Origin of the sequence: Ralstonia pickettii (genome assembly GCF_030582395.1) — a bacterium.
Taxonomy (GTDB): Bacteria; Pseudomonadota; Gammaproteobacteria; order Burkholderiales; family Burkholderiaceae; genus Ralstonia; species Ralstonia pickettii_D.
In genome coordinates, this window is the sequence record NZ_CP104382.1 from 200,611 (window position 1) to 213,004 (window position 12,394).

The 12,394-nt window shown below is 66.7% G+C and carries 8 protein-coding genes; 2 read left to right on the forward strand and 6 right to left on the reverse strand.

Annotated elements, in window-relative coordinates:
- Positions 1-119: 119 nt before the first annotated feature.
- Both N5B55_RS17725 and N5B55_RS17730 read left to right on the forward strand, forming a co-directional pair.
- Positions 120-1,769: a diguanylate cyclase domain-containing protein gene (locus N5B55_RS17725; RefSeq protein WP_304540760.1), complete on the forward strand. Its 1,650-nt coding sequence runs from the start codon at positions 120-122 to the stop codon at positions 1,767-1,769.
- Positions 1,770-1,901: 132 nt separating this feature from the next.
- The gene (locus N5B55_RS17730; RefSeq protein WP_065853968.1) at positions 1,902-2,408 is read left to right on the forward strand and encodes an acyl-CoA thioesterase; all 507 of its coding nucleotides are present in this window, start codon (positions 1,902-1,904) and stop codon (positions 2,406-2,408) included.
- Between the two features lie 19 nt (positions 2,409-2,427).
- On the opposite strand, the gene N5B55_RS17735 is transcribed toward N5B55_RS17730, so the two are convergent.
- The 6 genes from N5B55_RS17735 to malQ form a co-directional block, all read right to left on the reverse strand.
- Positions 2,428-3,813 (reverse strand): sensor histidine kinase, encoded by a 1,386-nt coding sequence (locus N5B55_RS17735; RefSeq protein ID WP_304540762.1) that lies wholly within the window; start codon positions 3,811-3,813, stop codon positions 2,428-2,430.
- A 243-nt stretch (positions 3,814-4,056) separates the two neighbouring features.
- Positions 4,057-4,809, reverse strand: coding sequence for a class I SAM-dependent methyltransferase (locus tag N5B55_RS17740; protein ID WP_304540764.1), 753 nt, complete (start codon positions 4,807-4,809; stop codon positions 4,057-4,059).
- 120 nt (positions 4,810-4,929) lie between these two features.
- Positions 4,930-5,850 carry an amidohydrolase family protein gene (locus N5B55_RS17745; protein ID WP_304540766.1) on the reverse strand — a complete coding sequence of 307 codons (921 nt, stop codon included), beginning with the start codon at positions 5,848-5,850 and terminating at the stop codon, positions 4,930-4,932.
- A 54-nt stretch (positions 5,851-5,904) separates the two neighbouring features.
- Complete coding sequence (locus N5B55_RS17750) at positions 5,905-7,152, reverse strand: MFS transporter (RefSeq protein WP_009240351.1); 1,248 nt, start codon at positions 7,150-7,152, stop codon at positions 5,905-5,907.
- Between the two features lie 135 nt (positions 7,153-7,287).
- On the reverse strand, positions 7,288-10,113 hold the full coding sequence (gene treY / locus N5B55_RS17755) for a malto-oligosyltrehalose synthase (RefSeq protein WP_304540769.1): 2,826 nt from the start codon (positions 10,111-10,113) through the stop codon (positions 7,288-7,290).
- Complete coding sequence (gene malQ, locus N5B55_RS17760; RefSeq protein WP_304540771.1) at positions 10,110-12,392, reverse strand: 4-alpha-glucanotransferase; 2,283 nt, start codon at positions 12,390-12,392, stop codon at positions 10,110-10,112. Before malQ ends, treY begins: the two co-directional genes overlap by 4 nt.
- Positions 12,393-12,394 lie beyond the last annotated feature (2 nt).

Sequence of the window (12,394 nt, forward strand, 5' to 3'; positions counted from 1 at the left end):
TCACCCGACAACCGCGCCCGATACACTGCAAGAACAACAAACCAACGGGGAATACACGTGGACCAACCGGCTGGCGTCGCCATTCGCCGGCATCGCCCTGCGCGCCCGGCGTGCCCATCATGCTGATCGCCGCACTGGCTTGCGCTGCGCTTGTCTCCATCGCGCTGATCGGCTTGTCATGGCCGCGCCGGGACGACGCGGAGGTTTCCGCCTTCATGCTGCTCGCGCTCGGCACCGCGCTGTGGAGCGGCGCGCGCCTCATGGAGGTGGTTACCTTCGACATGCCCGCGCGCGTGGGCTGGGCCAAGGTCGCGTACCTCGGGATCATGATGGTGCCGGCCGCGTGGCTGCGCATGGTCGTTGGCCTCATCCGGCCCGAGCTGAACGCATTGCCGCTGGTGCGTGCGGGCTGGGTGCTGACGCTGCTGGTGGCCGTCGCCTTCATCGGGCTGGTCGCCACCAATGAGTTGCACCACCTGGTATGGCTGGATTCGCGCTTCGTCGTCCTTGATGGTGCAAAGCGTGCGGTGTTCGACCACGGGCGCATGTTCTGGCTCGGCACCGCCTACAACTACGTGCTGCTGGCCATCAGTCTTGTGCTGTTGGTGCTGCCCATCGACGAAGGCGCCTCGGACCTTTACGTTTCATCGCGCACGCAGGTGCGGCTGGCGCTCGTCATCGGGCAACTGCTGCCGCTGGTCGCGCATCTCGCCTATCTGCAACGCTGGACGACGGCGTTGGGCGGTGACCTGACCCCCGCCACCTTTGCCGTCAGCACCGCATTGCTCGGGTGGATCGTCCTGCGGCCACGCCTGCGGGATACCGCCGCGTATGCACGCGGCAAGATCATCGAAGCCATGCGTGACGGTTGCATCGTGCTGGCCCGCGATGGCTCCATCGCGAGCATCAACGCCGCCGCGCGTTACCTGTTGCCGACTGCCCGGGTGCATGCAATGCCGCCCGCCGTGCTGGACGTGGCCGGCATCCTGCGCGAATTCGAGCGGACTTGCCTGCCCAACCGCCATCAGGTCTGGCTGCCCGAGACGGGGCGCACGCTGGAAGTCACGCTTGAAGGCCTGAGCGACGCGCGCGGCAGGCACGCCGGCGTCTTCCTGCTGTTGCGCGACGTGACGGTCGAGCAGTTGCAGCGCGCCGGCATGGCCAGCGCCCAGAATGCCCTGCGCAGCGAGCTGCAGCGCACGCAGGCCTTGCTGACTGTGCTCGAGGATGACGTCAATCGCGACGCGCTCACACACCTGTTCAACCGCCGCTTCTTTGAAACGCAGGCCCCTCGCCTGTTCGACCATGCCCGGCGCGACAATCGACCCGTCACGCTGGCGCTGTTCGATATCGACTGCTTCAAGCAATACAACGATACCTACGGACATCTGCGAGGCGACGAATGCCTGCGCATGGTGGCCGACACGCTGGCCACGGCATGCCGTCACCCCGACGACTTCATTGCCCGCGTGGGTGGCGAAGAATTCGTCGCCATGCTGTTCGATCTGAACCGCGATGACGCCCGCCAGGCCGTGGCCCGCGCCGTGGCCTTGGTGGCCGAACGTGCCGAACCGCACGCGGCGTCCGTCGCCGCACCGTACGTCACGTTGTCAGCTGGCGCTGTCACACTCACACCGGGCGACGAACGCCTGGACGTGGTGTTCGAGTGGGCCGACGCGGCGCTCTACGATGCCAAGCGCAGCGGACGCAATACGTTCCGCTTTCAACAGAGTCCGCCGGGTCTGCGCAGCGTCGTGGGCGGGGAGTAGACCGCCCGTTCGTAGGGCTACGCCATTGCCTTGTTACGCAATGGCAAGTGCATCGGAAGAATGGACACATGCGCGGGTCCACCGCGCATGCGCGGCTGCCGCCAGCAGCCAATTCCATTCTTGGAGTATGCGATGCCGACAGGCCAATCCATTGCCACAGTCGTCGACCACTATCTGCGCAATGCCGAGCTGCCCAAAGCCATTTCTGCGCAGCAGACCTTCCAGTACGCCTTCGATGTCTATTTGAAGGATTCCAACGCCTACGCCAACACGTATTTCGCCCGGTATTTCGAGTGGCAGGGCGTGGTGCGCGAGCGCTGGTTCCACGAATGCATTGACGCTGAGCTGCTCATGAGCGGACGTGTGATCTTCGTGACCAAGCTGGCGCATCAGGAATTCGTTGAAGAGACATTCCCGTTTCAGCGCGTGGAATGCCATCTGAACACCTTCCGGGTGCAGCCGTGCTCGTTCTACATGGTGTTCCGGTTCGTTTCAGGCGGGCGGCTGGTGTCGCTGGGGTATCAGCAGGTGGTGTGCGCCAACGCCGAGCGCGTCATTCAGCGGTTGCCGGAGCACGTGCGCGTGCGTGTGAAGGCGTACGAACTGGACACGCTGCCGGAGCTGGCACACGCGTCCTGACGTTCTAAAGGTGTAAACGTCAGATAGCAGGCGGTTGGGGAAACCGCATGGAGAACAGCGTGTATTCCCCAACCACGGATTCACATTGGATGCGCCCCCCGAATGCCTGCATGACGCGGCGGCAGAACGTCAGCCCCACGCCCGAGCCCTTGCCGACATGCTTGGTGGAGAAGAACGGGTCAAAGATGCGGCGCTGCACGCTGGGCGGAATGCCGGTGGCGCTGTCGCGCACCACGAGCACGTAGCTGTCGCCATCCTGGCGGGCGGAGATTTCGATGTGCCCCTTGCGCGCGATCTGGATGGCATGCAGGGCGTTCTTCAGCAGGTTGAACAGCACATACACGAGCAGCGTGTCGGAGCCAACGAACCGCCAGTCGGCGTTGAACGCCTGCACGTGCACGCGTTCGCGCTCACCCGCCTGGAACGGATACTGCGCCACGGCGGTCTCCACGCATTCGCGCAGCGAGTGGGCCGCGAACGTGCGGCGGTCGAGACGCTCCAGCGTGACGGAGGCCAATGCCATTTCAATCACGCTGTGCGCGGACGCGACTTCCGACGTGATGGCACCCGCCAGCTTGGACAGGCGATCCAGCATGGCCGGATGCTGCGGCGGCTGGCACAGGCCGTTGTCGATGGCAAGCAGATAGCCGCGGTACACATCAGGCCAGGCGCGGGCAATTTCGGCGGCTTGCAAACGGATGGTGGTCAGCGGCGTGCGGACCTCGTGCGCAACGGTGGCGGCCAGCGCGTAAGGGCGCATCAGGTCGAACTTGACCACACCCACGGCGATGATGCCCAGCGCAACGGCCAGCGGGAGCACGCCCGGCGGGTAGAACGCAATGCCGTAGTTGACCGCGTAGTCGGCCGCCGCCAGAGAAATCAGCCCCACACCGATCAGGCACGTCAGCAACCGTTTGCGCTTTTCTGCGGTGGCATGCCGCTGCTCGCGGTAGAGCACCCACATGCCGCGCGTGACCAGCGCCGCCGTCTGGGCGATATGCACGGCCTCCAGCGCGCCAGCCTTTGGATAGAAACCGAAGTGGAACTGATGCACGCCATCGATGACGAGGTTGGTGGTCAGCAGCAAGCCGATCAGCGCGGCGTCCAGTGCATAGGCGGCCAGGAGCCAGTGCCGCTCGCCCGGGGCTTCGGCCACCTCCACCGCAAAGTGATACAGCATGGTCGGCATGATCAGGATGGCGATCCAGCCCAGCTTGGCAAGCACCTGGGCCGTGCCGACGTCGTGCGTTTGGAAGAGGAACGCCCAGATGCCCTGCCACAGGCATGTGAGCGTTGTCATGCCGAGAAACGCCAGGCTCGCTCGCGTGCGGCCGCGCGTGGTCACGACGTAGACGCCGTAGAACAGGAAGAGCGACGAGACGAAGGCGGGGAACAGGGCGTACATGGAATCGGGGAGTTGGCGCAGTGGCCGCGCGCCAATGCCGACCGGAGCCGACGGTAACCCGGAAGGCTACCGACAACGCCGCGTTCGTACACGTGTTCCGTTGTCACATTTTTTTTATTCTGGATTAAACGAAACCCCGAAAACCGCGCCGCATCGCGGTCCCCCTCTAACGGGTGTGACAAAAAGGACGAGGGGGGATGAGGGCTCCCGGGTCGCTTACGCCGCTCAGGTGGCTCAGGTGGCTCAGGTGGCCTCGATCAGCATCGCGTCGATCGCAAACGAATGGTCGGGCGCCACGGCAAAGTACGTGCGCGCTTCGTCGGCGGCGCGGTCGAACAGGTCGCGGATGGCATCCGCCCGCACCTGCGGGGTGCGGATGCGGGCGATCCAGCTGTCAAAGGCCATCGTCAGCTTCCAGGTGCGGGGCGTGTCGGACTGGAAACCGGCCTCGGCCAGCATGGCTTGCCATTCGGACACACGGTAGTCGCGTACGTGCGACGCATCGCGCAGCACCTCGGCGGTCTGCAGCAGCGTGTCGAGCAGCGGCACTTCCGGCGCGACGATATCCACGATGACGAGCTTGCCGCCCGGTTTCAGTACACGGCGCGCTTCTGCCAGGCCTTTGCGCACGTCGTACCAGTGGTGAGCGGAAAAGCGCGTGGCAACGATGTCGAACGCAGCATCGTCAAAGGGCAGGCGCTCGGCGCGGCCCGCCTGCGTGTGCAATTGCGCAAGCCCACGGCGCGCGGCTTCGGCGGCCACCACGCTCAGCATGTCTTCGGACAGGTCATACGCCACCATGACCGCCACGTGCGGCGCCATGGCAAAGCTCACGTGCCCGCCGCCGCAGCCCAGATCGAGCACCTTGGCGTGCGGCGCAGATTGCGCCAGCGCGGCCAGCGCGTCGAGATCGTCGCCCCGCGCATGCACGGCGCTGGTCAGGTAGGCCTGAGCGACCTGGCCGAATTGCTGGTCGACGAGTCGATGCTGCTGCATGGCTGCTCCTTACGGCGGCAGAGGATGAGGAGCGGCCAGTGTAGGAGCGCGGCCCGCGCGGCGAAATTCGTGATTCGCGAAACGGGGTATCGCGCGGGGGGCGCTGCAGCTGTTGCGCGTTCAGCCGAAGCGGAACAGCTGCGCAGGCGTGTCGACCAGCACCTGCTTGCGGTCTGCTGCGCTGGGCAGCAGCACGCCGGCGAAGGCCCACATCTTGTCGTAGTCGATCTGCGATTCGAACTGCGTGTGCGGCCAGTCGCTGCCCCAGACGAGGCGGTCCAGGCCAAGCGCATCTTTCAGGCGCGGCACGGCGGCCAGGGCAATGGCTTCACCGCGTCCGTTTGCGCCGTTCCGGTAGGCACCGGAAATCTTCACCCACACGCGCCGCGAGCGGCCGGCGGCGAGCAATGCGGCAAAGCCCGGGTCGTCCACGCCGAGTGCAGGATCGGGGCGGCCGAAGTGATCGACCACCACGCTCACCTGTGCTTCCAGCAGCGGCTGCAGCAGTGCAGGCAGGCGGCGTGCCTCGACGTGCAGTTCCACGTGCCAGCCGAGCGCATGCAGGCGTGCCAGCGCGGCCTGCCAGACGGGCGATTTCAACTGCGGGTCTGCCGCGCCGATCAGGTTCAGACGGATGCCGACGATGCCCTCGGCGTTCATCTGCGTGAGCAGGGTCTCGGGCGCTGCCGGGTCGATCACGGCCACACCGCGCAAGCGTTGCGGCGCCTGTTTGAGTGCAGCCAGCAGGTAGCTGTTGTCGACGCCCAGGAAGCTCGGCTGCACCAGCACACCGTGCGACACGCCGTGCGCGTCGAGCTGCGCCAGATAGGCCGGCAGGGGGGCGTCATACGTGGGCGCATAGCGGCGCGCATCGGCCAGTTGCAGCCCGCGTTCGAACACATGTGCGTGCGTGTCGATGGCCGTGATGCGCGCGGGGCCCCCCCGCGAAACGTCGCTGCTGCCGGTGGCGGAGCAGCCGGCAAGGGCGGTGGAACCTAGCATGGCAAGCAGTCCGGTGTTGAAGGCGCGGCGGGTGGGCATCGGGTCTCCTGGCGGCGACGGATCAGGTGCGTCGTCATGATGTTGTGGTGCAGTTCAGACCGTGACGGCAGCGAGGTCACGGCCCTTCGTCTCGGGCAGCATCAGCACAGCCACTGCGACGATCGAATACGCGATGGCCGCGTCGATGCCGATGGCCGTGCCCAGCGACATGGATGCGCTCATCTTGCCCACCAGCACCGGGAACGCGGCAGATACCACGCGGCCGAAGTTGTAGCAAAAGCCGACGCCCGTGCCGCGTACCCCCTGCGGATACAGCTCGTTGAACAACGCGCCCATGCTGGCCGGAATGCCCGCCGCAAAGAAGCCTAGCGGAAAGCCCAGCACCAGCATCGCGCCATCCGACAGCGGCACCAGCAGATACACCAGCACGGTGACCACGCAGCAGCACGAGAACAGCAGGATGTTGCCGCGACGGCCGAGCACGTCCAGCAGCCATGCGCTGGCCACGCAGCCGCACCAGAAAGCAAAGATGATCACCGCCAGGTAGCCGCCCGTGCCGAGCACCGACAGGTGCCGCTCTGTCTTGAGATACGTCGGCAGCCACGTCATCAGTGCGTAGTAACCGCCGTGCGCGCCTACCCCCAACAGGCCGCCGATCAGCGTCATGCGCAGCACCTGCGGGCGGAAGATGTCGAGCAGCGGAAAGCGCGAGATCGGCATCGCGTTGGCGTCCGCGTCCGGCTTGGCGGCCGGCACCGGTTCCTTCACGCCACGGCGGATGTAGATGATGAGCAGCGCCGGCAGCAACCCCGCAGCGAACATCACGCGCCAGGCAAGATCGGGTTCAATGAAGGAATACGTGAGCGCATACAGCAGCACCGCGGCGCCCCAGCCCACGGCCCAGGCGCTCTGCACGGTGCCCATGGCCTTGCCGCGATGGCTGGCGCGGATGCTCTCGGCCATCAGCACGGCGCCCGCCGCCCATTCACCGCCAAAGCCGAAGCCCTGGATGGCCTTCAGCACGAGGAACTGCTCGAAGTTCTGCGCGAAGGCTGACGCGAATGTGGCCAGCGAGAACCACAGTACCGTGATCTGCAGCGTGCGCACGCGGCCGAAGCGGTCGGTCAATGCGCCGGCAATCCAGCCGCCCAGCGCCGACGCCACCAGCGTGACGCCCGACACCAGCCCCGCCTCGGCCTTGCCGATGTGCCAGGCCGCGATGATGGTCGGGATGACGAGGCTGAACATCTGCACGTCCAGCGCGTCGAGCGCCCAGCCGCCAAAGCAGGCCCAGAACGTGCGCTTTTCCCCTTTCGAAATCTCTTTGAACCAGCCGAACATGCAGTCTCCTCCGGGTGACGTGAGCAACGCATGATTCACGCATTGCTCTAGTCATCTATATGAATAGAGGAATTCTAGGGCGGGCCGGCTGGCGACGCAGTCAGTGTTAACCCGTGCGGCCGGGTGAAGAAGCGGTCAGGTGTGGAGCAGTGCGACCGGCAACGGCGTGAGCACCTGGCCCAACGCCAGGCGCGGACCCTGGAGCGGCGGCGCGCCGTCGAATGCGCTATGCAGCGGGGTATGCGAGAGCGCGGACGGCAGGCTCACCGTAGTGTCCCGCCATGCGCCGTCCGCAAACGTTGGTGTGGCGGTATGGCCAAGCATGGCGGACGCGTGCAGTGGCACGATGACGACAATCGCGTCGGCGCCATGCGTCCGGGCAAACGCGAGCACGTGCTGTGCGCCGCTGCCGGTCACGGCAAGCGGCTGGTAGTCGCCGGATTCGAACACCGCCGGCAGTGCGGCGCGCAGGGCCAGCGCACGGGCCAGCACGGCTTGCTTGATGCGGCCGTCCGTCCAATGCGCAAGCAGCGGGGTCAGGCTGTTTCCGGCATGCGCTTGCAATGCCCGCAATGCGCGGTGCCGTGCGGCGTAGTCAACGGGCCGGCGGTTGTCGGGATCGACCAGGCTGGTGTCCCAGAAATCGGTGCCCTGGTACAGGTCGGGCACACCGGGCAGTGTGGTGCGCAGCAAGGTCTGGGCGAGGCTGTTGATGGCGGCGGCCGGGGCCACGCTTTGAACGAAGGCCGCGAGGGAGGGCAGGAAGGTCGAAGCGGCCTCGCCTGTCAGCAGCGTCAAGACGAAATCGCGGCTGGCGGCTTCATAGTCTGCATCGGGGGCGAACCAGTCAGTGCGCAGCTTGGCTTCGCGCTGGGCCTTTTCCTGCCATTGCGCGACACGCTCGGCCAGGTCGCGTACGGTATCGGCGTCACGCCAGTCGAGCCCTGCCGGCCAGATGCCCACCAGCGTTTGGTACAGCATCCATTGCGCCGCAGGTGAGGGGGCCGGGCCTGTCGGCAGATGACGGATCCACGCAGCGTGTTCCGTTCGCCATTGATGCGCGGCGGCCAACCATTGCGCGGGCCGCTCCGACAGCACGGCCAACCGGGCGCGCACGTCTTCACCGCGTTTATGGTCGTGCGTGGCGGTGGTGAGCATGGCGTGCGGCCACGTAAGGGCACGCGCTTGCATGGCGTGATGGAACGCGTTGGCGCTCATCGAGAACTCGCCCGGATCCGCGCCGACTTCGTTGCGCGCGAGCAGCCGACCGTAGCGGTAGCACGCCGTGTCTTCCACCGCTTTGGCCGCCACCGGCGACGACAACTGCTGACACCGCCGCAACGCCAGTTGGCGCAACTTGTCCTGCCCGGCCGGCTGCCCGCCCAGCCAGGCATCGAGCCAGCCGAGCACAGGCTGGTCGACGCGCCGCAGGCAGCTCGCCGCCCCCGACAGGGCGGATTGCACGATGGCGGCGTCCTGCGCATCGCGTTGTTGCGCATTCGCATAGGTCCGATACACCGGAAAGTGGACGATCACCTCGGCCAGCGCCCGTCGAATGGCGTGCCACGTCACGTCGTGGCTGCTGCGCTCCTGCTGTGCCACTGCGTGCAACGCCGACGCGGCTGCATCGAGTTCTGCCGCAAAGTGCGCATGCAGAATCTCGCGGCGTGCAGGTACTGCTGTGGCCGAAAACGGCGCTTGCGCCACCGGCGCACCAATCCATTCGAGCCAGCCCTGCGTGAGCGCGGTCTCGCCGCGGGCGTCGTGCAGCAGCGCGCCCACCTGGTTCATGAAATCGTAGCCGCTGGTGCCGTCGACGCCCCAGTCGGTGCGCATGGCTTCATCGTGGGCGAGGATTTTCTCGACAACAATCCACGGGTGATTCGTTAGCCGGTCGGCGGGGCGTGCCGCGTGTTCGGCTTGCAGGCGGCGGCGCAGTTGGCGGCAGTATGCGGCCGGATCGGCCAGGCCATCAACGTGGTCGATGCGCACGCCGTCAATCCACCCCAGGCGATAGAGCCGGAACAGCAGCGCGTGCGTCGCTTCGAATACCTCGGCGCGCTCCATCCGCAAGCCGGCCAGCGAGCCGATATCGAAGAAGCGGCGCCAGTTGATCTCGTCATTGGCGGTGCGCCAGTGGGCAAGGCGCCAATGCTGGCGCGCCATCAGCGCATCAAGCTCATCGTGTTGCGCGTTGAGCGTGCGCACGGCTTCGGCGATGTGTGTTGCGCCTGCTTCGGTGGTGGCGAGGTTGCGCAGTGCATCGCGTGCTTCGTCTGCACGTTCGCGGCGCGTTCGCACCGAGCGGATGGTGCCGAGCCCGGCAAAGCGGTCGGCAACCGCATGCGTGGCGGTGTCCGTGTTGCCGGTGCGCAGCACCGCGGGGTAGTCGGCCAGCGCAATCGGGAACCGGTGATCGTAGTACGCAATGGCCAGACGCGCGGCCGCTTCGTCGTAGACCAGTTGCAGTCGGCCCCCGGCCAGTGCGTCGGCGTAGTTTTCGCCGAGGAACGGCGCGAGCACCTTGTTGCGCAGCCCGGGGTGTGACGGCTGCCAGTCGATATCGAAAAAGTTGGCGTAAGCGCTTTCAGGGCCGGATTCGAGCACGTCCAGCCACCACGCGTTGTGTGCACCACCCACACCCATGTGATTCGGCACGATATCGACAACGAGCCCCATGCCGCGCGCATGCAGTGCCTCCACCAGGCGTTCGAGGGCGGGTTCGCCGCCCAGCTCCGGGTTCACGCGTGTCGGGTCGACAACGTCATAGCCATGCGTGGAACCCGGCTGCGCCGTGGTGATGGGCGACGTGTAGAGGTGCGAGATGCCGAGCGCTGCAAAGTCGTCCAGCAGCGCGCGCACATGGTCGAACGTAAAGTCGCGGTGCAGTTGCAGCCGCACCGTGGCGCGGGGCACCCGCTGGAGGGCGATGGGGGCGAGTGGCGTGGTAGGTTCGCTCATGACAGGCTGATGCGCGCGTTGGCCAGCGCTGACAGGCGCGCCTGAACCGTGGGCGCGTCGAGCAGCGTCGGGGCGGGCGCCGGGAGGCGGCGACGCCAGTTTGGATGTGTGTCGATCGTGCTCGGCAGGTTCGGCTGCTCGACAAGCCCCAGCAAGTCTTCCAGCGGCACCAGAGCAAGCGGCGTGTGGGCGGCGCCCGTGAACACCGTGGCTGCCGTCGCAAAGTCCTGTGCGCTTGCTTGCAGGATGACTTCGGCTTGCGCTGCGTTGGCGGCGCGCGCCTGTTCCAGCGCAGCCTGCAGAGGCGCCACGCCGATCATCGGCACGCCGCCATCGGCCAGCACCAGCCGGTTGTGCTCGGCAAAGGCAGCGACGAGCGCGGCGCGGTCGTCCATGCGGCGCGCGTACGCCTCGGTCTCGTTCATGCCGGGCGGCAACAGCCCGAGTTGCACTTGCCAGCGCAGATCGTTGCCGATCCACCAGCCGGCGAGCGTGGGCAGATCGTGCGTGCTGGTCATCGCAACGGAGGCCGGCGCCCACGTGTGAGGGGCCTTGAAGGGCGCATCGTCGCGCGTGTATTCGCGTTCAAACCAGGGGATGCGCATGCCGAGCAGCCCGTCTTCGGCCAGCGTCTCACGCAGGCCCGCCGGCACGGTGCCGAGATCCTCGCCGATGACGATGCAGCGGTTGCGCCACGATTCCAGCGCGACCAGCCGCAGCAGATCGTGCATTGGGTAGCGCAGGTACACGCCGTCCAGCGGCTGTGCGCCATCCGGAATGACCCACAGTCGCATGAGTCCGAGCACGTGGTCGATCCGCACGCCGCCGGGCACCGCCATGACCGCACGCAGCATTTCGATGAACGCGGAAAAGCCCTGCGTTCGCATGGCCCGCGGGCTGAAGGTGGTGAGCCCCCAATCCTGGCCCTGCGCGTTGAACAGGTCGGGCGGCGCGCCTATGGTGACGCCGATCAGCAAGTCCCGCTGGCGGGCCCATGCGTGGCTGCCCGCGCTGTCGGTGCCCACAGCCAGGTCGGCAATCAGGCCGATGGCCATGCCGGCGCTTTCCGCGGTGCGCTGCACGAGGGCCCATTGGCGAGTAGCAGCCCATTGCAGGAAGAGGTGGAAATTCACCGCATCCTCATGCTCGCGCGCGAAGGCCTGCACGCCAAGGTAGCTCGGATCCTGATATTGCTCCGGCCATTGCTTCCAGTGCGCGGGTCCCAGATGCGCGTTCAGCGCCTCAAAGTGCGCGTGGTCGCGCAGGCTGATGCCCCCGTCGATGCAATACGCACGAAAATCGTCCAGCAGCATCTGGGCGGTGGTGTCTCCAAGCGGCGCCTGCAGCAAACGGTGATGCAACGCGCGCAGCACCGTCATACGGGCGTTGCCGCTGGCGGGCCAGTCGATGAGCGGAGCGGCTTCCAGGCGTGCATAGTCTGCGACAAGGTTGCAGTCGACCACGGCTTGCCGGACGGCTTCCTCTCCGAAAAGGGCGGTGGGGTCGATCATCCACGCGTTCATGAACAGGCGGCTCGATGGCGAGTACGGCGAGTAGCGACGCGCGTCGGCCGTGAACATGGCATGCACGGGGCTGAGCGCCAGCGCATCTGCACCGTGCCGCGCGAGCCGCTGTGCCAGTGCGCCGGCAGCGGTGTAGTCGCCGAGCCCTGCGCTGCTGGCGGCGCGCTCAGCCCCGCATCGCAGGCCATAGAGTTGTGCGGAGGTACCCCACACTCGGGTGTCGGTCTGACGCTTGTGCTGGCGTAATGCATCGGCCACGCCGTAGCAACGTGCCGGGGCAATGGCGAGCGTGGCCTGGATCACGGTGCCCGGCCCGGCGTCGATGGTCAGGCGGTGATAGCCCACGGCAGTCACAGGCCCCAGGCGCAGCGTTGCGTGGTGCTCGCTTGCGCTCGCGCTGACTTTGCCCTCAGTGCTGCCGCCGGACTCCAGATCGACGCGATAGGTTTGTCCGTCCAGCAATGCCGCCTGTGGCGCCCAAGTCTGCAGCACGATCGGCTGTCCGACCACGCCTGTCACGAGCGGCGGTATCGCCACCTCTTCGGCTTCTGCGCGCAGGCGCGCCTGGCTTTCCGACACCTGGGCCGGCGTGCCGGCAGGCAGCCCCAGGCTGTGCAGCACGGCCCGCAGCACGTCGTCGGCCACGTGCATGGGCCGGCTCGCAGCGTCTTCCCAGTCCACCAGCAGGCCGGCCTCGGTGGCCAGTTGCTGGAGCGGGGTGCGTTGCGTGCCGGATGAGTTGGTCGTGCGATCCATGG